The sequence below is a fragment of the Achromobacter sp. GQ309 genome (assembly GCF_059759315.1).
In genome coordinates, this window is sequence record NZ_JCAXDP010000014.1 from 1 (window position 1) to 23256 (window position 23256).

At 62.8% G+C, this 23256-nt stretch carries 18 protein-coding genes and 1 tRNA gene; 15 read left to right on the top strand and 4 right to left on the bottom strand.

Annotated elements, in window-relative coordinates; all coding sequences use genetic code 11:
• The first annotated feature begins 117 nt into the window (after positions 1–117).
• The 9 genes from AC6CIE_RS27675 (at position 118) to rpoC (ending at position 12159) form a co-directional block, all read left to right on the top strand.
• Positions 118–193: transfer RNA gene (locus AC6CIE_RS27675), tRNA-Trp, on the top strand.
• A gap of 64 nt (positions 194–257) precedes the next feature.
• Positions 258–638, top strand: coding sequence for a preprotein translocase subunit SecE (gene secE, locus AC6CIE_RS27680; protein ID WP_046806052.1), 381 nt, complete (start codon positions 258–260; stop codon positions 636–638).
• A gap of 9 nt (positions 639–647) precedes the next feature.
• Positions 648–1181 carry a transcription termination/antitermination protein NusG gene (gene nusG, locus AC6CIE_RS27685; protein WP_006389586.1) on the top strand — a complete coding sequence of 178 codons (534 nt, stop codon included), beginning with the start codon at positions 648–650 and terminating at the stop codon, positions 1179–1181.
• Positions 1182–1244: 63 nt separating this feature from the next.
• Positions 1245–1676: a 50S ribosomal protein L11 gene (gene rplK / locus AC6CIE_RS27690; RefSeq protein WP_056320728.1), complete on the top strand. Its 432-nt coding sequence runs from the start codon at positions 1245–1247 to the stop codon at positions 1674–1676.
• A gap of 2 nt (positions 1677–1678) precedes the next feature.
• Positions 1679–2380, top strand: coding sequence for a 50S ribosomal protein L1 (gene rplA, locus AC6CIE_RS27695; protein ID WP_056320726.1), 702 nt, complete (start codon positions 1679–1681; stop codon positions 2378–2380).
• Between the two features lie 274 nt (positions 2381–2654).
• A complete protein-coding gene (gene rplJ / locus AC6CIE_RS27700; RefSeq protein WP_056320723.1) occupies positions 2655–3179 on the top strand; it encodes a 50S ribosomal protein L10 in 525 nt (174 codons plus the stop codon).
• A gap of 81 nt (positions 3180–3260) precedes the next feature.
• A complete protein-coding gene (rplL, locus tag AC6CIE_RS27705) occupies positions 3261–3641 on the top strand; it encodes a 50S ribosomal protein L7/L12 (protein WP_008157777.1) in 381 nt (126 codons plus the stop codon).
• 161 nt (positions 3642–3802) lie between these two features.
• The gene (rpoB, locus tag AC6CIE_RS27710; protein ID WP_175124797.1) at positions 3803–7915 is read left to right on the top strand and encodes a DNA-directed RNA polymerase subunit beta; all 4113 of its coding nucleotides are present in this window, start codon (positions 3803–3805) and stop codon (positions 7913–7915) included.
• Positions 7915–12159, top strand: coding sequence for a DNA-directed RNA polymerase subunit beta' (gene rpoC / locus AC6CIE_RS27715; RefSeq protein ID WP_175124796.1), 4245 nt, complete (start codon positions 7915–7917; stop codon positions 12157–12159). Before rpoB ends, rpoC begins: the two co-directional genes overlap by 1 nt.
• 114 nt (positions 12160–12273) lie before the next feature.
• Here rpoC and AC6CIE_RS27720 read toward each other — a convergent pair whose 3' ends face one another.
• Positions 12274–12669, bottom strand: a complete 396-nt coding sequence (locus AC6CIE_RS27720; protein WP_175124862.1) for a TssQ family T6SS-associated lipoprotein — start codon at positions 12667–12669, stop codon at positions 12274–12276.
• 155 nt (positions 12670–12824) lie between these two features.
• Between AC6CIE_RS27720 and AC6CIE_RS27725 the strand changes: the two genes are divergently transcribed.
• Positions 12825–14105, top strand: a complete 1281-nt coding sequence (locus tag AC6CIE_RS27725) for a serine/threonine-protein kinase (RefSeq protein ID WP_498094964.1) — start codon at positions 12825–12827, stop codon at positions 14103–14105.
• Between the two features lie 10 nt (positions 14106–14115).
• On the opposite strand, the gene AC6CIE_RS27730 is transcribed toward AC6CIE_RS27725, so the two are convergent.
• The 3 genes from AC6CIE_RS27730 to AC6CIE_RS27740 are packed head-to-tail and all read right to left on the bottom strand — an operon-like array spanning position 14116 to position 18287.
• Positions 14116–16419, bottom strand: a complete 2304-nt coding sequence (locus tag AC6CIE_RS27730) for a CHASE2 domain-containing protein (protein WP_498094960.1) — start codon at positions 16417–16419, stop codon at positions 14116–14118.
• A gap of 10 nt (positions 16420–16429) precedes the next feature.
• Positions 16430–17536 carry a FecR domain-containing protein gene (locus tag AC6CIE_RS27735; protein ID WP_498094962.1) on the bottom strand — a complete coding sequence of 369 codons (1107 nt, stop codon included), beginning with the start codon at positions 17534–17536 and terminating at the stop codon, positions 16430–16432.
• A gap of 34 nt (positions 17537–17570) precedes the next feature.
• Positions 17571–18287: a response regulator transcription factor gene (locus AC6CIE_RS27740; protein WP_175124793.1), complete on the bottom strand. Its 717-nt coding sequence runs from the start codon at positions 18285–18287 to the stop codon at positions 17571–17573.
• A gap of 258 nt (positions 18288–18545) precedes the next feature.
• On the opposite strand from AC6CIE_RS27740, the gene AC6CIE_RS27745 reads away from it, so the two are divergent.
• From AC6CIE_RS27745 to AC6CIE_RS27765, 5 genes are all read left to right on the top strand, one after another.
• Positions 18546–19247 carry a response regulator transcription factor gene (locus AC6CIE_RS27745; RefSeq protein WP_175136931.1) on the top strand — a complete coding sequence of 234 codons (702 nt, stop codon included), beginning with the start codon at positions 18546–18548 and terminating at the stop codon, positions 19245–19247.
• A 508-nt stretch (positions 19248–19755) separates the two neighbouring features.
• Positions 19756–20133 (top strand): 30S ribosomal protein S12, encoded by a 378-nt coding sequence (gene rpsL / locus AC6CIE_RS27750; RefSeq protein ID WP_005017264.1) that lies wholly within the window; start codon positions 19756–19758, stop codon positions 20131–20133.
• A gap of 166 nt (positions 20134–20299) precedes the next feature.
• On the top strand, positions 20300–20770 hold the full coding sequence (gene rpsG / locus AC6CIE_RS27755; RefSeq protein ID WP_006389600.1) for a 30S ribosomal protein S7: 471 nt from the start codon (positions 20300–20302) through the stop codon (positions 20768–20770).
• A gap of 18 nt (positions 20771–20788) precedes the next feature.
• Positions 20789–22891: an elongation factor G gene (gene fusA / locus AC6CIE_RS27760; protein WP_175124791.1), complete on the top strand. Its 2103-nt coding sequence runs from the start codon at positions 20789–20791 to the stop codon at positions 22889–22891.
• Positions 22892–22968: 77 nt separating this feature from the next.
• Positions 22969–23256, top strand: a 288-nt coding sequence (locus AC6CIE_RS27765) for a GTP-binding protein (RefSeq protein ID WP_233256742.1), incomplete at its 3' end; no start/stop codon positions are given.

Here is a 23256-nt window from a genome sequence, read left to right on the forward strand (position 1 = left end):
GCAATACCCGGATGGGTAGGGTGGGCATTCATGCCCCTCTATCCATCTTTGCTGTAAAAGTAGTACTATGTATGGTTCCGCGAGCCGATGCAGGCGGAACAAGAGTTTGATGTGTTTAGGGGCATAGCTCAATTGGCAGAGCGTCGGTCTCCAAAACCGAAGGTTGTAGGTTCGATTCCTACTGCCCCTGCCACCGCCAGGATAAACCCGCGGGAGATCATCGCGAGTTACGCATTCACGGCGGCTCGCGTCGCAATATGTCTAATACCAGCGTTGAAACCGTAACCAGTACCGCCGACCGGGTCAAGCTCGGGCTGGCGGTTCTCGTCGTTATTGCTGGCATCGTCGGGTTTTCCGTGCTTAGCGCACAGCCGATGCCCGCTCGTATCGGTGTGTTCGTCGGCGGCCTCGTGATCGCAGCTGCGATCGCCTGGTTCAGCGAACCCGGTCGCCGTACCCTGAGCTTTGCCAGCGAGTCCTACAACGAAGTCAAGCGTGTCGCGTGGCCCACTCGCAAGGAAACGACCCAGATGACGGGCATCGTTTTCGCGTTTGTCGCGGTCATGGGCATTTTCATGTGGGTGCTCGACAAGGGCATCGAATGGATTCTCTACGGCCTGCTGCTGGGCTGGAAATAAGGACGGCAAATGAGTAAGCGTTGGTATGTCGTCCATGTGTACTCCGGCATGGAAAAAAGCGTACACAAGGCCCTGAACGAGCGCATCGAGCGCGCGGGCCTGCAAACGTCTTTTGGCCGCATTCTTGTGCCCTCCGAAGAAGTCGTCGAGGTCAAGGGTGGTCAGAAGTCGATCACCGAGCGCCGCATTTTCCCCGGTTACGTCCTGGTTGAAATGGACCTGACCGACGAAACGTGGCACTTGGTCAAGAACACCAATCGAGTCACCGGCTTTTTGGGTGGCTCGGGCAATCGTCCGACCCCGATTTCCGAAAAGGAAGTCGAAAAGATCCTCTCCCAGATGGAAGAGGGCGTCGAGAAACCCCGCCCCAAGATCCTGTTCGAAGTGGGCGAGATGGTTCGGGTCAAGGAAGGTCCGTTTGCGGACTTCAACGGCAACGTCGAAGAAGTCAACTACGAAAAGAGCAAGGTTCGTGTGTCCGTCACCATTTTTGGTCGCGCCACGCCCGTCGAGCTCGATTTCAGCCAGGTCGAAAAGACCTGAATTTAACCCCCGGGGAGCCCTTTCCGCACAGGCCAGGGCGATATAACCCGCAAGGAGCAAAGCATGGCGAAGAAGATCGTCGGCTTTATCAAGCTGCAAGTGCCGGCTGGTAAGGCTAACCCCTCCCCCCCGATTGGCCCGGCTCTGGGTCAGCGTGGCCTGAACATCATGGAATTCTGCAAGGCGTTCAACGCCAAGACCCAAGGCATGGAGCCTGGTCTGCCGATTCCGGTGGTGATCACCGCCTTCGCGGACAAGAGCTTCACCTTCATCATGAAGACCCCGCCCGCGACGGTCCTCATCAAGAAGGCCGCTGGCGTGCAAAAGGGTTCGCCCAAGCCGCATACCGACAAGGTCGGCACGCTGACGCGCGCACAAGCTGAAGAAATCGCCAAGGCCAAGGGTCCCGACCTGACCGCCGCCGATCTGGAAGCCGCAGTGCGCACGATCGCTGGCAGCGCCCGCAGCATGGGCATCACGGTTGAGGGGATCTAATCATGGCAAAGTTGTCCAAGCGCGCCGCCGCTATTGCACAAAAGATCGACCGCACCAAGCTGTACCCGGTCGCTGAAGCCCTGACCCTGGTCAAGGAAACCGCCGTCGCCAAGTTCAATGAATCCATTGACGTGGCCGTGCAACTCGGCATCGACCCGAAGAAGTCGGACCAACTGGTCCGCGGTTCGGTCGTGCTGCCCGCCGGCACCGGCAAGTCGGTTCGCGTCGCCGTGTTCGCCCAAGGCGACAAGGCTGAAGCCGCCAAGGCTGCTGGCGCTGACATCGTTGGTCTGGACGACCTGGCTGACAGCATCAAGGCCGGTCAAATGGACTTTGACGTCGTCATCGCCTCGCCCGACACGATGCGTGTCGTCGGCGCCCTGGGTCAGATCCTGGGCCCGCGCGGCCTGATGCCGAACCCGAAGGTCGGCACCGTGACCCCCGACGTCGCAACCGCTGTCAAGAACGCCAAGGCCGGTCAGGTTCAGTACCGTACCGACAAGGCTGGCATCATCCACGCGACGATCGGCCGTGCGTCGTTCGGCGTGGAACAGCTGCAAACCAACCTGGCCGCTCTGGTCGACGCCCTGCAAAAGGCGCGTCCCGCAGCTGCCAAGGGCATTTACCTGCGCAAGCTCGCCGTTTCGTCCACGATGGGCGGCGGTGCGCGTGTGGAAATTGCCTCGCTGTCGGCTTCCAACTAAGCCAACAGCAGTAAACGTACTTTGGGCTGCATCCGGACCCCTCCGGATGTTGCTGTCAAAGACCGCTGGAGCAGGGCAGTGGAAGGGATTCTTCCTTCCGCAAGGAAAGCAGCATCGCCGCTGCCCCGCTTAATCCCGGAGCTCGCATAGTCCGGATCCAGCGTAGACGGCGTCCCCAGGAAGATTTCTTTACCCGAAGAACTCGTCCAGGCGCCGCATTCGGTTGACGCGCAAGGCTCCGGCCCCAGGCGTCTTTTGATGGAGTGTTCAAACCGTGAGTCTCAATCGTCAAGAGAAAGCGGTGGTAATCGAGGAAGTCTCGGCGGAAGTCGCCAAGGCCCAATCGATTGTTATCGCTGAGTACCGTGGTCTGGACGTCGCCTCTGTCACCGTACTGCGCAAAACTGCGCGTGAATCGGGCGTGTATCTGCGTGTTCTGAAGAACTCGCTGGCCCGTCGTGCTGTTGCCGGCACGGCTTTCGAGCCGTTGGCTGAGCAACTGACCGGTCCGCTGATCTATGGCATCAGCACCGATCCGGTCGCGGCGGCCAAGGTCATCGCTGGCTTCGCGAAAAGCAACGACAAGCTGGTCATCAAGGCGGGCGCTCTGCCCAACAACTTGCTGAACCAAGAAGGTGTGAAGGCTCTGGCCACCATGCCCTCGCGCGAAGAGTTGCTGTCGAAGCTGCTTGGCACCATGCAAGCCCCCATCGCGCAATTCGTGCGTACGCTCAACGAAGTTCCGACCAAGTTCGCCCGTGGCCTCGCTGCCGTGCGCGACCAGAAGGCAGCGGCCTAATCGCCCTGCTGTCCGGAATTCGCTGAACGACGAAGCGACACCCAAACCCTGGCATTACCAAAATATTTGGAGTTCTGAAAAATGGCACTTAACAAAGCTGAAATCCTTGACGCCATCGCTGGCATGACCGTGCTCGAGCTGTCCGAGCTGATCAAGGAAATGGAAGAGAAGTTCGGCGTGTCGGCTGCTGCCGCTGCCGTCGCTGTTGCTGCTCCCGCCGCTGGTGGCGCTGCCGCCGCTGCTGAAGAGCAAACCGAGTTCACCGTCGTCCTGCAAGAAGCCGGCGCGAACAAGGTCAGCGTCATCAAGGCCGTGCGCGAGCTGACCGGTCTGGGTCTGAAGGAAGCCAAGGACCTGGTCGACGGCGCTCCGAAGCCCGTCAAGGAAGCTGTGGCCAAGGCTGACGCCGAAGCCGCCAAGAAGAAGCTGGAAGAAGCTGGCGCCAAGGTCGAAGTCAAGTAAGACCTGCGTCAACTGCCCGGGGACAGCACAGTTTGCAGTCCCCGGGCTTTTGCGTTTCCAGGAAACCCCTACTGAGGGTATGCCCATTCAGTGGGGTTTCCTGGAGTCGTATCACCTGGGGCCGTGGTTGACGGCCCATGCAACCTCGAGTCGGAGTGCTCATGCCTTACTCGTACACCGAAAAAAAGCGCATCCGCAAAAGCTTCGCCAAGCGTGAAGACGTTCAAAACGTTCCCTTCCTTTTGGCGACTCAGCTTCAATCCTACCTAACTTTCCTGCAGGCGGATACCGCCCCGTCCGAACGCGTAGCCGACGGTTTGCAGGCGGCGTTCTCGTCGATTTTCCCGATCGTTAGTCACAACGGTATGGCGCGCTTGGAGTTCGTGAGCTACGTGCTCGGCGAACCGGTGTTCGATGTCAAGGAATGTCAGCAACGTGGCCTGACCTATGCCTCGCCCCTGCGAGCCAAGGTCCGCCTGGTGCTGCTTGACCGCGAAGTCAGCAAGCCCACCGTGAAGGAAGTGAAGGAACAGGAAGTCTACATGGGCGAAATTCCGCTCATGACGGGCACGGGTTCCTTCGTCATCAACGGCACGGAGCGTGTCATCGTTTCGCAGCTGCACCGTTCGCCGGGCGTGTTCTTCGAACACGACCGCGGCAAGACGCACAGCTCGGGCAAGCTCCTGTTCTCGGCCCGCGTGATTCCTTACCGCGGCTCGTGGCTGGACTTCGAATTCGACCCGAAGGACGTCCTGTTCTTCCGCGTCGACCGCCGTCGCAAGATGCCTGTCACGATCCTGTGCAAGGCCATCGGCATGACGCCGGAATCCATCCTGGCCAACTTCTTCGACTTCGACAACTTCGAACTGAAGAGCGAAGGCGCGATGATGGAATTCGTGCCTGAGCGCTGGAAGGGCGAAATGGCCCGTTTCGACATCGCCGACCGTTCGGGCAAGGTGATCGTCGAAAAAGACAAGCGCATCAACGCCAAGCACCTGCGCGACCTGGCTGCCGGCGGCATCCAGCGCATCTCCGTGCCGGAAGATTTCCTGTACGGCCGCGTGCTGGCCAAGAACATCGTCGATGAAGACACCGGCGAAGTCATCGCCAACGCCAACGACGAGATCACGGAAAGCGTGCTGGGCGCCCTGCGCGCGGCCAACGTGCACGATTTCCAGGCGCTGTACACCAACGACCTGGACCGCGGTCCCTATATCTCGCAAACGCTGCGCACCGATGAAACCGCCGACCAGATGGCCGCGCGCGTTGCCATCTACCGCATGATGCGTCCTGGCGAGCCGCCCACCGAAGAAGCGGTGGAAGCGCTGTTCCAGCGTCTGTTCTACAGCGAAGAGACGTACGACCTGTCGCGCGTCGGCCGCATGAAGGTCAACAGCCGTCTGGGCCGTGGTGAGGACATCACCGGTCCGATGACGCTGACCAACGAAGACATCCTTGAAACCATCAAGGTGCTGGTTGAGCTGCGTAACGGCCGTGGCCAGATCGATGACATCGATCACTTGGGCAACCGCCGCGTGCGTTGCGTGGGCGAACTGGCCGAAAACCAGTTCCGCGCCGGTCTCGTGCGCGTCGAGCGCGCCGTCAAGGAACGTCTGGGCCAGGCCGAGACGGAAAACCTGATGCCGCACGACCTGATCAACTCCAAGCCGATCTCGGCTGCCATCAAGGAGTTCTTCGGTTCGAGCCAGCTCTCGCAGTTCATGGACCAGACCAACCCGCTGTCGGAAATCACGCACAAGCGTCGTGTTTCCGCACTGGGCCCGGGCGGTCTGACCCGTGAGCGCGCCGGCTTTGAAGTCCGCGACGTGCACCCGACCCACTACGGCCGCGTCTGCCCGATCGAAACGCCGGAAGGCCCGAACATCGGTCTGATCAACTCCATGGCGCTGTACGCTCGCTTGAACGAGTACGGCTTCCTGGAAACGCCTTACCGCAAGATTGTCGACGGCCGCGTCAGCGACCAGATCGACTACCTGTCGGCCATCGAAGAAAGCCACTACGTCATCGCGCAGGCCAACGCCGCGCTCGACGAAGAAGGCCGTTTCGTTGACGACCTGGTCGCCTGCCGTGAAGCTGGCGAAACGATGCTGACCGCCCCGGCCAACGTGCACTACATGGACGTTGCTCCGTCGCAGATCGTGTCGGTCGCTGCCTCGCTGATTCCGTTCCTCGAGCACGATGACGCGAACCGCGCACTGATGGGCGCCAACATGCAACGTCAGGCCGTGCCTTGCCTGCGCCCGGAAAAGCCGGTCGTGGGTACGGGTATCGAGCGCACCGTGGCCGTTGACTCGGGCACCACCGTGCAGGCGCTGCGTGGCGGTCTGGTCGACCACGTCGACGCCGAGCGCGTCGTGATTCGCGTGAACGACGAAGAAAACGTCGCCGGCGAAGTGGGCGTCGACATCTACAACCTGATCAAGTACACGCGTTCCAACCAGAACACGAACATCAACCAGCGTCCGATCGTCAAGCGTGGCGACCGCGTTGCCAAGGGCGACGTGCTGGCTGACGGCGCATCGACCGACCTGGGCGAACTCGCCCTGGGTCAGAACATGCTGATCGCGTTCATGCCCTGGAACGGCTACAACTTCGAAGACTCGATCCTGATCTCCGAAAAGGTCGTGGCGGATGACCGCTACACCTCGGTGCACATCGAGGAACTGACGGTTGTCGCTCGCGACACGAAGCTCGGACCGGAAGAAATCACCCGCGACATCAGCAACCTGGCTGAAACGCAGTTGAACCGTCTGGACGATTCCGGCATCACCTACATCGGCGCCGAAGTCAGCGCCGACGACGTGCTGGTCGGCAAGGTCACGCCCAAGGGCGAAACCCAGCTGACGCCGGAAGAAAAGCTGCTGCGCGCCATCTTCGGTGAAAAGGCGTCCGACGTTAAGGACACCTCGCTGCGCGTGCCTTCGGGCATGACCGGCACCGTGATCGACGTGCAGGTGTTCACGCGTGAAGGCATCGTGCGCGACAAGCGCGCTCAGTCCATCATCGACGATGAACTGCGCCGCTATCGCCAGGACCTGAACGACCAGCTGCGCATCGTTGAAAACGACCAGTTCGACCGTATCGAAAAGATGCTGGTCAACAAGACCGTCAACGGCGGCCCGCGCAAGCTGGCCAAGGGCGCGACGATCACCAAGGCCTACCTGGCCGACCTGGATCGCTGGCAGTGGTTCGACATCCGTCTGGCCGATGAGCCGCACGCTGTCGTGCTGGAACAGGCCAAGGAATCGCTTGAGCAGAAGCGTCACCAGTTCGATCTGGCCTTCGAAGAGAAGCGCAAGAAGCTGACGCAAGGCGACGAGCTGCCCCCGGGCGTGCTGAAGATGATCAAGGTCTACCTGGCCGTGAAGCGTCGTCTGCAGCCTGGCGACAAGATGGCAGGTCGTCACGGCAACAAGGGTGTGGTCTCGCGCATCACCCCGGTGGAAGACATGCCCCACATGGCTGACGGCACGCCGGCCGACATCGTTCTGAACCCGCTGGGCGTGCCCTCGCGGATGAACGTCGGCCAGGTGCTGGAAGTTCACTTGGGCTGGGCTGCCAAGGGTGTTGGCCATCGCATCGCCGACATGCTGCGTGACGAGCGCACGGCGCAGGTCAAGAACGTCCGCGCTTATCTGGACAAGGTCTACAACACGACCGGCTCCGGCGCGCGCATCGACGAACTGACCGATGACGAAGTCATGGAAATGGCCCAGAACCTCAAGAACGGCGTGCCGTTCGCGACGCCCGTCTTCGACGGCGCGACCGAAGAGGAAATCACCAAGATGCTGGAACTGGCCTATCCGGACGACGTCGCCGAGCGCATGGCGCTGACGCCTTCGCGTACGCAGGCATGGCTGTTCGACGGCCGCACGGGCGAGCAATTCGAGCGCCCCGTGACTGTCGGCTACATGCACTACCTGAAGCTGCACCACTTGGTCGACGACAAGATGCACGCCCGTTCCACCGGCCCGTACTCGCTCGTGACCCAGCAGCCGCTGGGCGGCAAGGCGCAGTTCGGCGGCCAGCGTTTCGGGGAAATGGAAGTGTGGGCGCTGGAAGCATACGGCGCCGCCTACACCCTGCAGGAAATGCTGACGGTGAAGTCGGACGACATCAACGGTCGTACCAAGGTTTACGAGAACATCGTCAAGGGCGACCACGTGATCGACGCCGGCATGCCGGAATCGTTCAACGTTCTGGTCAAGGAAATCCGCTCGTTGGCCCTGGACATGGATTTGGAGCGTAACTAATGAAAGCGCTACTCGACCTCTTTAAGCAAGTCTCTCAAGACGAGCAGTTCGATGCCATCAAGATCGGCATCGCCTCGCCCGAGAAGATCCGTTCGTGGTCCTACGGCGAAGTCCGCAAGCCCGAGACGATCAACTACCGCACGTTCAAGCCCGAGCGTGACGGCCTGTTCTGCTCCAAGATCTTTGGCCCGATCAAAGACTACGAGTGCCTGTGCGGCAAGTACAAGCGCCTGAAGCACCGTGGCGTGATCTGCGAAAAGTGCGGCGTTGAAGTCACCGTCGCCAAGGTTCGCCGTGAACGCATGGGCCACATCGAGCTGGCCAGCCCCGTCGCGCACATCTGGTTCCTGAAGAGCCTGCCGTCGCGTCTGGGCATGGTGCTCGACATGACCCTGCGCGACATCGAACGCGTGCTGTACTTCGAAGCCTGGTGCGTGATCGAACCCGGCATGACGCCGCTCAAGCGCGGCCAGATCATGTCGGACGACGATTTCCTGGCCAAGACCGAGGAATACGGCGACGACTTCCGTGCCCTGATGGGCGCCGAAGCCGTGCGCGAACTGCTGCGCACCATCGACATCGACCGCGAAGTGGAAACGCTGCGCGGCGAACTGAAGGCCACCAGCTCGGAAGCCAAGATCAAGAAGATCTCCAAGCGCCTGAAGGTGCTGGAAGGCTTCCAGAAGTCCGGCATCAAGGCCGAGTGGATGGTCATGGAAGTGCTGCCCGTGCTGCCGCCGGACCTGCGTCCGCTGGTGCCGCTGGACGGCGGCCGCTTCGCGACCTCCGACCTGAACGACCTGTACCGCCGCGTCATCAACCGCAACAACCGTCTGAAGCGTCTGCTCGAGCTCAAGGCGCCTGAGATCATCCTGCGCAACGAAAAGCGCATGCTGCAGGAAGCGGTCGACTCGCTGCTGGACAACGGCCGCCGTGGCAAGGCCATGACGGGCGCCAACAAGCGCCAGCTCAAGTCCCTGGCCGACATGATCAAGGGCAAGAGCGGTCGTTTCCGTCAGAACCTGCTGGGCAAGCGCGTCGACTACTCGGGCCGTTCGGTCATCGTGGTGGGTCCGCAGCTCAAGCTGCATCAGTGCGGTCTGCCCAAGCTGATGGCCCTGGAACTGTTCAAGCCGTTCATCTTCAATCGTCTGGAGATGATGGGCCTGGCCACGACCATCAAGGCTGCCAAGAAACTGGTCGAAAGCCAGGAACCGGTGGTCTGGGACATCCTGGAAGAAGTCATCCGCGAACACCCGGTCATGCTGAACCGTGCGCCGACGCTGCACCGTCTGGGCATCCAGGCGTTCGAGCCGGTGCTGATCGAAGGCAAGGCCATCCAGCTGCACCCGCTGGTTTGCGCGGCGTTCAACGCCGACTTCGACGGTGACCAGATGGCCGTTCACGTGCCGCTGTCGCTGGAAGCCCAGCTGGAAGCGCGCACGCTGATGCTCGCGTCCAACAACGTGCTGTTCCCGGCCAACGGCGAACCGTCGATCGTGCCGTCGCAGGACATCGTGCTGGGTCTGTACTACACGACCCGCGAGCGCATCAACGGCCGTGGCGAAGGCATCTTCTTCATGGACGTCGCTGAAGTCCAGCGCGCCTACGACAACAACGAAGTCGAGCTGCAAAGCCGCATCACCGTGCGCCTGAAGGAACATGAGCGCGACGAGAACGGCGAATGGCAACCGGTCATCCGCCGTCACGAGACGACGGTCGGCCGCGCGCTGCTGTCCGAGATCCTGCCCAAGGGCCTGCCCTTCACCGTCCTGAACAAGGCGCTGAAGAAGAAGGAAATCTCGCGTCTGATCAACCAGTCGTTCCGCCGCTGCGGCCTGCGCGACACGGTGATCTTCGCCGACAAGCTGATGCAGTCGGGCTTCCGCCTGGCCACGCGCGGCGGTATCTCGATCGCCATGGGCGACATGCTGATCCCGACCGCCAAGGAAGGCATCCTGGCCGAAGCCAGCCGCGAAGTGAAGGAAATCGACAAGCAGTACTCGTCGGGTCTGGTCACGTCCCAAGAGCGCTACAACAACGTTGTGGACATCTGGGGCAAGGCTGGCGACAAGGTCGGCAAGGCGATGATGGAACAACTGGCCACCGAGCCCGTGACCAACCGTCACGGCGAGGAAGTGCGCCAGGAGTCCTTCAACTCCATCTACATGATGGCTGACTCGGGCGCCCGCGGTTCGGCTGCCCAGATCCGCCAGCTGGCCGGTATGCGCGGCCTGATGGCCAAGCCGGACGGCTCGATTATCGAAACGCCCATTACCGCAAACTTCCGTGAAGGCCTGAACGTACTCCAGTACTTCATCTCCACTCACGGTGCGCGTAAGGGTCTGGCCGATACGGCACTGAAGACCGCGAACTCGGGTTACCTGACCCGTCGTCTGGTCGACGTGACGCAGGATCTGGTCATTACCGAAGACGACTGCGGCACGTCGCAGGGCTACAACATGAAGGCCCTGGTCGAAGGCGGTGAAGTCATCGAACCGCTGCGCGACCGTATCCTCGGCCGCGTCGCTGCCGTGGACATCGTCAACCCGGACACGCAGGAAACGGCTATCGTCGCCGGCACCCTGCTGGACGAAGATCTGGTCGACACCATCGACCGCATCGGCGTGGACGAAGTCAAGGTCCGCACGCCGCTGACCTGCGAAACGCGTCATGGTCTGTGCGCGCACTGCTACGGCCGCGACCTGGGTCGTGGTTCGCCGGTCAACCAGGGCGAGGCAGTTGGCGTTATCGCTGCCCAGTCCATCGGTGAACCGGGCACGCAGCTCACGATGCGTACGTTCCACATCGGTGGCGCGGCGTCGCGTTCGGCCCTGGCCAGCGCGGTGGAAACCAAGTCGACCGGTACCGTCGGTTTTGCCAGCACGATGCGCTACGTCACGAACGCCAAGGGCGAACGTGTCGCGATCTCGCGCTCGGGCGAACTGGCGATCTTCGACGACAACGGCCGCGAACGCGAACGTCACAAGATCCCGTACGGCGCGACCGTGCTGGTGGGCGATGGCGAGGCCGTGAAGGCCGGCGCGCGCCTGGCAACGTGGGATCCGCTGACCCGTCCGATCGTGTCGGAATACGGCGGCGCCGTCCGCTTCGAGAACATCGAAGAAGGCGTGACCGTTGCCAAGCAGGTGGACGAAGTCACCGGCCTGTCGACGCTCGTCGTCATCACGCCGAAGACCCGTGGCGGCAAGATCGTCATGCGTCCGCAGATCAAGCTGGTCAACGAGAACGGCGAAGACGTCAAGATCGCCGGCACCGATCACTCGGTGAACATCTCGTTCCCGGTGGGTGCGCTGATCACGGTGCGTGACGGCCAGCAGGTTGCCGTGGGTGAAGTTCTGGCGCGTATTCCGCAAGAATCGCAAAAGACCCGCGACATTACCGGCGGTCTGCCGCGTGTGGCCGAACTGTTCGAAGCCCGTTCGCCGAAGGACGCCGGCATGCTCGCCGACGTCACCGGTACGGTTTCGTTCGGCAAGGACACCAAGGGCAAGCAGCGTCTGGTCATCACCGACCTGGAAGGCGTGAGCCACGAGTTCCTGATTCCGAAGGAAAAGCAGGTGCTGGTGCACGACGGCCAGGTGGTGAACAAGGGCGAAATGATCGTGGACGGCCCGGCCGATCCCCACGACATCCTGCGCCTGCAAGGCATCGAGAAGCTGGCGACGTACATCGTCGACGAAGTGCAGGACGTTTACCGTCTGCAGGGCGTGAAGATCAACGACAAGCACATCGAAGTGATTGTTCGTCAGATGCTGCGCCGTGTGAACATCGTTGACGCGGGCGACACCGAGTTCATCCCGGGCGAGCAGGTCGAGCGCTCCGAGCTGTTGAACGAAAACGACCGCGTCACGGCTGCCGACCTGCGTCCGGCTACGTACGACAACGTGCTGCTGGGTATCACGAAGGCCTCGCTGTCGACCGACTCGTTCATCTCGGCTGCTTCGTTCCAGGAGACCACCCGTGTCCTGACCGAAGCCGCCATCATGGGCAAGCGCGACGACCTGCGTGGCTTGAAGGAAAACGTCATCGTCGGCCGCCTCATCCCGGCGGGTACCGGCCTGGCTTACCACCATGCACGCCGCGACAAGGAACAGCTGGAGGCGGCGGAACGCGAAGCCGCTCGCCAGCAGGCCAACCCGTTCGAAGACGCACCGGTCACGGTGGGTTCGGACGCCGAGACGCCTGCTTCCGACGTGGGTACCGACGACGCCGCCGAATAAGCGGATCGTCTGGACAGGTTCCACCGCGAGGCTGCGGTGGAAGCCTGAAAATAAAAAGGCCGCTGATGCGAATCAGCGGCCTTTTTGCTTGCGAAAAGAACGGGTGCGGCAGGACTACTTGGCGGCCTGCGCGCGGGCGCGCTGGAAGACAGGTCCCCAGACCGGATGACCGGCTTCGGCGGGGGCGAGTTCAAATGCCGGATCCAGCACGAGGATACGCGCGAAGCTGTCCTCGCAAAGCTGGGTATAACGCGTCACGCAATAGCTGAACGCCTGAAGCTTGTAGGCCTCTATGCGTACTGCTTTGGACGAGGTGGCTAGCGTATCGGACCGGGCAACGCCGCGGATGACTTCGCCATATTGACCGGCGCTGTATTGGTCGCGCACCTGCTGCAGCTCGGCCAGGGCTTCGGCCGTCGGAGGGCTCTCGGGTTTCGGTTTGGAGATGCCCGCGCAACCGGCCAGGAGGGCCGATACGCCAAGCAGACTGCTCAGGATGCGAATTTTCATGGCTTCCAAAGATGTAGGGTGATGACGCAGTACGCTATCGTGCCACAGCCTGATGCGCTCGGACATTTTCGGCAATGTCCTGACCTTGCGGATTGGATAATATTCCGCCTAAATAGCCCCTGAACCCGTTTTGGCGCGCACGCGCAGCTTCGATGATGTCTACTCCCGCCGGCTTGTTGACGCCGCGTGGCCCCTTTTCCGGCGCCGCGCCGTTGGCCCTGCGCCCGTTGAGCGCCATTGCCGCCAGCGCGGCAGGCGGGGTGCCGGAGTCGCGCATCAAGCGGCTTCTCTCTGACCTTTTGCCGTCTCTCGTCGCACTGCATGCGCAGGACGAAATCTGTGGCGACATTTCGCTCGAAACCGTCGGCATGGACGAGAACGCGCGCGCGCATCTGCTGCCCGAACTGGCGGTGGCGCGGTCGCGCCGTTCCAGCCGGACGCCGGCCGCCGGCTTCGCGCCGTTCGAGCTGTACACCGATTCAATGGAATGGCCGCGCGGCCCCTGGTCGGACATCTACTCCCTGTGCGCGGTGGCGTACGCCCTGGTGATCGGCAGCCGGCCGCCGCCGGCGCCGGAACGCCGCGCCCACGACGAATACGAAGCGCTGGCAGACATGGGGCTGCCCAAGTACAGCCAGGAATTCCTGCGTGTCATCGATGCCGGCATGTCGATGGACACCAAGGCGCGGCCGCAGTCGTTGGCAGAGCTGGCCAGCCTGCTGGGCGTTGCGGCCTACGACGAACCCGAAGCGCCCGAAGACGAATTGGACGAAGTGGCCAAGGTCGCGCCCATGGCGGGTTTGCCGGAACGGCGCGAGCCCGCCCGCCGGCGGGGACCGTTGCTGTTCTGGCTGTTGATCCTGGCGCTCATCGGCGCAGGCGTTTACGCGTGGTTTCAGTGGGGCAAGGGTACGCCCAACGCCCTCATCACGCGCTCGGAAGTCGTGCAGCCGAATCCGCCCGTCGTGCATCCGTTGCCGCAGACTCCGCCGCCCGCGCCACCGCCGGCGCCAGCGGCCGCCCAGGCGCCTGCGGATCTGCCGTCGTTGACGGCCAGCGGCGCCGCATCCGGCCAGCCAACCGCCGCCGGGTCTGCCGCGACGGCCGCCGCCTCATCCGCGGGGGCGCAGTCAAATCCGGCGAGTACCGCCGAGGCGCCGCCAACCCCCGAAGTGCAGGAACCGGCGCCGCCCGCCGCCACTGAAGAAGCGCCCAAGCCCAAGCCCGTGCCGGTCACCGTGCGGCTGGACATCCGTCCATGGGGTGAAGTCTGGATCAACGGCGTGGCGCGCGGCATCAGCCCGCCCGTGAAGGACCTCAAGCTGATTCCGGGCAAGTACCAGGTGGTCGTGCGCAACGCCGACCTGCCGCCGTTGCGCATGACGCTCGAGGTCAAGCCGGGCAAGCCGGCTGTCATCTCGCACACCTTCCAGTAAATAAGGCGGACTACACCTTCGGCAAGTGCAGGATGAATTCGGAGCCGACGCTCGGTTCACTCTGCACCTCGATGCGCCCGCCATGCCGTTTGGCGACGGTGTGCACGAAAGCCAGTCCCAACCCGGCACCGCCCACATCCCCCCGCGTTTCAACGCCCACCCGCGCAAACGGTTCGAACAACCGGGCCACGTCCTGGGCCGCGATCCCCTGGCCTTGGTCCTTGATGCGCACGCGCCAGAAGCTGGGCTGTTCATCAATGCCGCATTCGATCCGCGTGCCGCTGGCGCTGTACTTGATGGCGTTGTCGACCAGATTGCAGAGCGCGCGTATCAGCAGCGTCTGTTCGCCGCGGGTGTAGGCAACCGGCAGCGGCATCCGGGTCTCCAATGCGATGCCGCGTTTGTTGGCAGACGGCCAGAGATCGTCGACGGCGTCCTGCAGCAAACTGCCCAGATCCAGCTCGATGGTGCTGATCGGCATCGATTCGGCACGTGTCAGATGCACGAAGTCATCGACCAGCGTGAGCGTGCGGTTGGCCAGCATCGCAATGCGCTCGAGCGTGTCGGGCCGCACATCCTGCTGCCCGCTTTCCCGCGATAGCTCCACCAACGCAAGAATCGAGCTTTGCGGCGCGCGCATGTCGTGCGAGATGAAGCGCAGCGTTTCTTCGCGTTGGCGCTCGGCCTGGCGAATGCTTGAGATGTCGGTCAGCGTGGCGACCGTGCCTGCGAACTGGCCCTCGGCCGTGTGGATGGGGGCGCATTTCAGGATCAGATCGCGGCCGGCGCGGTCGCGCACTTCGACGTCCGCGCTCCAAGGCGAGGCGGCTTCGGCGGGCGGGCGGCCGCTTAATGCCTCTGCCACGCGTGTCCGCGCCGCCTCGTCGGCGAGGGTATGTTCCAGCAGGTGCGCTGCCGGCCGGCCGATCCGAGGCGGACGGATGCCAAGCCGCTGGAAGAACAGGATGGCGGCCTGGTTGCGGAATCGCATGCGGCCTTCCTGGTCGAACACCAACGTCGCATCCGGCATGCCGTCCAGCCCGTCAGCCAGGAACCGCCGCAGGTTGCGCACTCGCGCCAGCGCACGCCGAAGTTCGCCGACCCGGCTCTCCAGCGACGCATTCGGATTGGCAAGCTGCACGCGTGCTTCGTTCAGAATCGGGGGGTATTCGCGCTGCAGGCGCTGCAGTTCCGTATCCATATAGCGCAGCGCGGCTTCCTGATTGCGCCAGCTCCAGAGCGGATAGCACAAGGCCACGCCCGCCAACGCCGCGGTCGGTGCGAACCACAGATAGGCCTGGGCAAGCAGCAGCCACGATGCAAGCGGGATGGCGGCCAGCAGCGCAAGGCTGACCAGCAGCGCCTTCTTGGGCGACAGGCGCCACAAGGCCAGGCTGGCGAGCAACACCGGCAACAGCGCGAAAAGCGCGCTCCACCAGGCCGGCGGCCGCTGGAAGGCGATATCGTCCCGCGCGGCCTGCAGAACGTTGGCGATGATCTCCACGCCCGATATGCCGCTGACGTCGTGCGACACCGGCGTCGGATATTCGTCGCCCAGGCCCGTCGCCCAGGCGCCCACCAGCACATACTTGCCGCGCAGCTCCTCGGGCGTCCAATCGCCCCGCAGCACCGAAAGATAGGAGACGGTCCGCACGTGGCCGGGCGGGCCTGCATACGGGATCAGGATCCGTCCGTCGGCGTTTGCACGCTTGAGCAACCGTTGGGCGCGATCAGCTTCGCCGCCGACCTCGAGCATCGAGATGGCCAGATGATTTCTGCGGTCGCCGGCAAATTGCGCGGTGAGGGCGGCTTCGCGCACGACGCCGTCCGGGTCGATGACTGCATTGATGAAGCCGGTGGAGGCCGATGCCTGCGCCAATTCGGGGATCGGCAGGCCGATGGCCGTCGGGCTTTTCAGCCGGTCCAGGACCACGGGCAGCACGGTGTGCGCGTTGCGCCGGATGCTGTCCGCCAGGATGGCATCGTCTGCGGCATTGATCTTGTCTGGCTCGGCAAAGATGAGATCCACCCCTACAGCCCGCGCGCCCGCCAGCCGGTCGAGCAAGGCCGCGTGGATGGCACGCCGCCACGGCCAACGTCCCAGCGCGTCGATGCTCGCGTCGTCGATCGCCACGACCAGGATGTCCGGATCAGCCGGACGGCCCGTCATCATCACCGCGCGGTCGTAGAAGACCTGATCAAGACGGCCGAGCCCGTTGAAAGTGCCCAGGAAAGCGGCCAGCGCCGCCAACGCCAACGTCAGCCACAATCCGGACCGCCAGGACCGGTCGAGCGAGTCGGCGGGGGCGGCCATGGCGCCTGTCCTAGTACGCGGTCAGCGTCACAAGCCCGCCAGAGCCGCTGCCAACGCCAAGGCCGTACGACGTCATCAACATGTTCGCGCCCTCGAAGGATCGGACCGAATCCGCCCCGTGCAGGCCAAGCGCATCGACGGCGCGCACCGACACGTAGAACGTGCCGGGGCCCGGCGCGGAAAAGCGGATGTCGTTGGCGGGAAAGCTGGCGGACGACACGGGCAGCGCGCCATCGGCATCGCGCGAGACGCGAACCAGATAGCTTTGCGCCCCTTCGACCTGCGCAAACGGCACTGACCACGTGCCGCCGGCGCGTACCGGATCGCCCAATTGCGGCGCGGCGAGCAGCGGACGCAGGGCGGACATGGCGCCGTCGGCGCCCACCGCGGCCCCGTAACCTTGCGCCACCGCGACCGGCTTGGCGGGCGAATCGCCGGGCGCGTGCGCCTGCAAGCGCACGCTGCCTTCCAGGACTTCGCTATGGACGCCTTGCGCGCTGCTCTGCACGCGGAATCGCGTGCCGCGCACACCCGTCACGGCGACCGGCGTGCGGATCTCGAAACGGCCCACACCCTGGCCCGCTGGCGCGACGCTGGATTCCACGCTGCCGCGCCGCACATTGATCACCGAATCCGTCAGCGCAGTGCCCTCGAACTGGCGCAGGCGTGTGAGGTCCACCGCGCCGTTGGACGGCAACGTGAGCCGCGATCCGTCGGCAAGCTGCAGCGTGACGAAACCGTTGGGGGCGGTTTCCAGCGTGCTGCCTTCGGACACGGGCGTTCCGGGCTGCACGGACTTGCCATTCAGGCTGGCCTGGCCGCTGACGTGCACGACCTGCGCCTGCGCGTCGCGCACCGGAATCATCGCCAGCGGGATGTGCAGTTCCAACCCGATGGGCAGCAGTTCCGGGGTGGCGACCTTGTTGAGCGTCTGCAACCGGTTCCAGTTGGCCTGGTTGCGCGTGTACTGCGTGGCCAGTTCGATCAGCGTCTCGCCCTGGCGTACGCGATGGATGAAGTCGTCGCCCAATGCGCCGGCGGGCTGGCTGTGCGCGGGGGCGGCCAGCGTCATGCAGGAAGCCAGGACAAGCAGAGAAAGCGCGCGGAAGCGGCTCATGGCAAACGATTCTCCAGGGATTCGGGCGACGCCGTTACGGCGAGAGGTTCTGGCCGTCGTCGGACGGGCTGACCAGTTCGAGCCGGTAGCCAAGCGCATAAGAGGAGGTCAGGCGCACGCCGTGCTGCGGACGGAGCTGCAGCTTCTGCCGGATGTTCGACAGGTGCGTGTCCAGCGTGCGCGAGGTGGCGGGGATTTCGCGGTTCCAGACGCACTCGGCGAGCACGTCGCGCGACATGAGCCGGCCGACATTGCGAAAGAACAGCAGCGCCAGCTCGAATTCCTTCGGGGCCAGCGAAATCGCGACGTCGTCCAGCGAAATGGCGCGCGCCGCGGGGTCGACCCGATACCGCGCGACTTCAATGGTCTGGTCGACGGGCTCGGCGATCTGGCTGCGGCGCAACAGCGCCGCGACCCGTGCCAGAAGCTCGAGCGGACGCATCGGCTTGACGATGTAGTCGTCCGCGCCTGCACGCAGGCCTTCGACCAGATCATCCTCGGCCGACCGGTTGGTCAGGAAAATCACGGGAATGCGCGCGCCGATGTGTGTGCGCAGCCAGCGGACGACGTCGTCGCCGTCGATGTCGGGCAGGTGCCAGTCCAGCAGCACCAGGTCATACGTTTCAGTGCGAAGGGCGGCGAGCAGATCCCGGCTCTGGTGATAGCTGGTGCAAGCATAGCCGGCGGCGGTCAGAACTTGCTGGATGCGCCGAGCCTGGTCCAGGTCGTCTTCCAGCGACGCGATTTTCATTAGACGAGTTCTCGCGAAAGTTGGCTGCGCAGGCGCGCGTGTGGCGACCTAGCAAAACGAAGGGGGGATTTATGTAAACGAATGATAACTCGGGAAAACCCTTCGGCGGCTACGTTATGGCAAGAACTGTCAAACATTGCAAAGTTGACGAATCTTGACTGGAGTTGTTGCATAGGGCGACGCCAAACTGTTCCAACGATGTCACCAGCCGCGACACAGCAGGCGGTGCAAGGGGAGGGAATGCAGACCGGAACAGATATGAATCAATTGCGCATACTTGTGATGTCACCGGACGAAACCGTGCGCGGTTCGTCCGTGTCCACGCTGTTGCAGGCCGGCATCTCGGCCCGCGGGTGCTCGACCTCGTTGGAATTGTTCGGCCTGCTCAGCAGCGGCCACCACGACGCCGTGGTTCTGGACATCGGCGCGTCGGGCGAAATCGGTTACGCCCTCATTGCGCGGCTGCATGGCTCCGCGCCGCTGGGCATCGTGGTTGTCGGCAAGGGCATGCCGGTGGACAGCCGCTTGCGCTGCCTGCAGAGCGGCGCCGATGCCTGCCTGCCCGATCCCCAGGATCCTCGGGAACTCGTCTGCATCTTGCTGGCGCTGGCGCGCCGCCTGCCGGCGGCCGCCGATCCCGCCGAGCCGCAGGACGCGGGCAGCGGCCGCTGGGAACTCCACGACCAGGGCTGGACGCTGGCCGCCCCGAATGGCGTCACGCTGTCGCTGTCCGCCAACGAGCGCCTCATCGTTCGCGCCCTGCTGAACGTGGCGGGAAAGGCGGTCGACCGCGAAGCCCTGGGGAACGAATTGCAGGTGGAAGGGGGCGCTGCACGAGCCAGCAGCGCGCGCAGCATCGACGTTATTGTCAGCCGGCTGCGGCGCAAGGCCGAACAGGCAGGCGTGGTGTTGCCGATCCGCACGGTATACGGCAGCGGCTATCTTTTTACAGACCGCTAAACGCGCACGCTGTACACTTCGCGGAGCCATGCCGGAGGGCAGGGATTGCCCGGATAGAGCGTCACGGCCGGCCGCACTTGCCGGTCCTGGATCTGCCCGCTACGTGGCCCCAATTTTCGCCAGCGGCGGTCAAATGCCCCGCTTTTCGCGCCAACTCGCCGCTGCGCGACACTTACAAAAAACTTTGACAGTAGCCCTTGATCTCAGTTATGCTAAAGGGCTTACTGCTTTATTTCGCGCGCAAAATCCGCACGCTCAGGCAGACAGTTCAGGATCAAGGCCCAAAGGCGCGTCACGAACCTTTGTCCTTGGCCCAGCTAGCACCAACTGTTTTTCTGGCTGCACCCGATTTTGTGCGTTTGTCATGGTTTGTTGGCAAGCCCGCTCTTTTACGTATTTGAACGTTTGAGGCGGTTTTGCGCGAACTGCCTTCTCCGAAAGCTCACCCGCTCCAGGAGACGAGTACGTAAGTACTTACCAGTGGTACGTAAAAGGGATTTCAAAGGTCATGCCTACCATTAGCCAACTCGTGCGCAAGCCGCGCGAAGTCAGCATCATCAAAAGCAAGAGCCCCGCGCTCGAAAACTGCCCGCAACGCCGCGGCGTGTGCACCCGCGTGTACACCACCACCCCCAAGAAGCCGAACTCCGCTCTGCGTAAGGTTGCCAAAGTGCGTCTGACCAACGGTTACGAAGTCATTTCGTACATCGGCGGTGAAGGCCACAACCTGCAAGAGCACTCGGTGGTTCTGGTGCGTGGCGGCCGTGTGAAGGACTTGCCCGGTGTGCGTTATCACATCGTGCGCGGTTCCCTTGACCTGCAAGGCGTCAAGGACCGTAAGCAAGCCCGCTCGAAGTACGGCGCCAAGCGCCCGAAGAAGGCTTAATAGCAAGTCGGCAGTACCCCCACGTGACGGAAGTCCGTCACCCGGGAAGTGCGACCGCGCCGTCCAGATGATGGGAAGGTGCGCGGCACGTAAGGGGTCGTCCCAATGGACGGCCATGGCCGTGTAATGAAACACGGTTCAACTGAACAGACACAAGGAAGCAACAATGCCCCGTCGTCGCGAAGTACCCAAGCGCGAGATTCTGCCCGATCCCAAGTTCGGCAGCGTCGAGCTCGCCAAGTTCATGAACGTCGTCATGCTGGACGGCAAGAAGGCCGTCGCCGAGCGCATCGTTTACGGCGCCCTCGAGCAAGTCGCCACCAAGACCGGCAAAGAGCCGATCGAGGTTTTCAGCCTGGCGATCAACAACATCAAGCCGATCGTCGAAGTCAAGAGCCGCCGCGTTGGCGGTGCCAACTACCAAGTGCCGGTTGAAGTGCGCCCCGTGCGCCGCCTGGCCCTGGCTATGCGTTGGCTCCGTGAAGCCGCCAAGAAGCGTGGCGAGAAGTCGATGGATCTGCGTCTTGCTGGCGAACTGATCGACGCCTCCGAAGGTCGTGGCGCCGCGATGAAGAAGCGCGAAGACACGCACAAGATGGCAGAGGCCAACAAGGCCTTCAGCCATTTCCGCTGGTAATTTAAGGACTAATCCACCATGGCCCGCAAAACCCCGATCGAGCGCTATCGCAACATTGGTATCTCTGCGCACATCGATGCAGGGAAGACCACCACGACCGAACGTATCCTGTTCTACACCGGCGTCAATCACAAGATTGGCGAAGTGCATGATGGCGCAGCCACCATGGACTGGATGGAGCAAGAGCAAGAGCGTGGCATCACCATTACGTCGGCTGCTACGACGGCGTTTTGGCGTGGCATGGCCGGCAACTACCCCGAGCACCGCATCAACATCATCGACACCCCGGGGCACGTGGACTTCACCATCGAGGTGGAACGTTCCATGCGCGTCCTGGACGGTGCTTGCATGGTCTACTGCGCGGTGGGCGGTGTTCAGCCGCAGTCCGAAACCGTGTGGCGTCAAGCCAACAAGTACGGCGTGCCGCGTCTGGCCTTCGTCAACAAGATGGACCGCACCGGCGCCAACTTCTTCAAGGTCTATGACCAGCTGAAGAACCGCCTGCGCGCCAATCCCGTGCCGATCGTCATCCCCATCGGCGCCGAAGACACGTTCCAAGGCGTGGTCGACCTGGTCAAGATGAAGGCGATCATTTGGGACGAGGCCAGCCAAGGCACCAAGTTCGACTACAAGGACGTTCCGGCCGAGCTGGAAGGTCTGGCGAACGAATGGCGTGAAAAGCTGGTTGAAGCCGCCGCTGAGTCGTCGGAAGAGCTGATGAACAAGTACCTGGAAACGGGTTCCTTGGAAGAAGCCGAAATCAACCTGGCCATCCGTCAACGCACCATCGCTGGCGAAATCCAGCCGATGCTGTGCGGCACCGCCTTCAAGAACAAGGGCGTGCAGCGCATGCTGGACGCGGTCATCGACTACCTGCCTTCGCCCGTGGACATCCCCCCGGTCGACGGTCAGGACGACGATGGCAACGCGATCAAGCGCAATGCCGACGACACCGAGAAGTTCTCGGCCCTGGCATTCAAGCTGATGAGCGATCCGTTCGTGGGTCAATTGACCTTCGTGCGTGTGTACTCGGGCGTCCTGAAGTCGGGCGATACGGTCTACAACCCCATCAAGGGCAAGAAGGAACGTATCGGCCGCATTCTGCAGATGCACGCGAACAACCGCGAAGAAATCAAGGAAGTGTTGGCAGGCGACATCGCCGCCGTGGTCGGCCTGAAGGACGTGACCACCGGCGAAACGCTGTGCGACATCGACTCCCACATCCTGCTCGAACGCATGATTTTCCCGGAGCCCGTGATTTCGCAGGCCGTCGAACCCAAGTCGAAGGCTGACCAGGAAAAGATGGGTCTGGCGCTGTCGCGTCTGGCTCAGGAAGATCCGTCGTTCCGCGTGCGCAGCGACGAAGAATCCGGCCAAACCATCATTTCCGGCATGGGCGAGCTCCACCTGGAAATTCTGGTCGACCGCATGAAGCGCGAATTCGGCGTGGAAGCCAACGTCGGCAAGCCGCAAGTGGCCTACCGCGAAACCATCCGCAAGGTCTGCGAAGAAGTCGAAGGCAAGTTCGTCAAGCAGTCGGGCGGTCGTGGTCAGTACGGTCACGTTGTCCTGAAGGTCGAGCCCCTGGCTCCTGGCGGCGGCTACGAATTCGTGGACGCCATCAAGGGCGGTGTGGTTCCTCGCGAATACATCCCCGCGGTGGACAAGGGCATCCAGGAAACGCTGCCTTCGGGCATCCTGGCCGGCTACCCGGTCGTGGACGTCAAGGTCACGCTGTTCTTCGGTTCGTACCACGACGTCGACTCGAACGAAAACGCGTTCAAGATGGCCGGTTCGATGGCATTCAAGGAAGGCATGCGCAAGGCTAGCCCCGTGCTGCTGGAACCGATGATGGCCGTCGAAGTCGAAACGCCGGAAGACTACGCTGGCACCGTGATGGGCGATCTGTCCTCGCGTCGCGGCATGGTCCAAGGCATGGACGACATGGTTGGCGGTGGCAAGACCATCAAGGCTGAAGTGCCCCTGGCCGAGATGTTCGGTTACGCCACGAACCTGCGTTCGCTGACGCAAGGCCGTGCTACGTACACGATGGAATTCAAGCATTACTCCGAGGCTCCCAAGAACGTCGCTGACGAAGTCATCGCCGCTCGGGCCAAGTAAATAACCCTTGCCGGGTCCGTCCATCCGGACGGCCCCGGCAGAAATCAAGTTTCCTTGAAAGTCAAAGGATAGAGATCATGGCAAAAGGCAAGTTTGAACGTACCAAGCCGCACGTGAACGTGGGTACGATTGGTCACGTTGACCACGGCAAAACGACGTTGACGGCGGCGATCACGACCGTTCTGTCGACCAAGTTCGGCGGCGAAGCCAAGGGCTACGACCAGATCGATGCAGCTCCTGAAGAAAAGGCCCGCGGCATCACGATCAACACGGCCCACGTCGAGTACGAAACGGAAACGCGTCACTACGCGCACGTTGACTGCCCGGGCCACGCTGACTACGTCAAGAACATGATCACGGGCGCC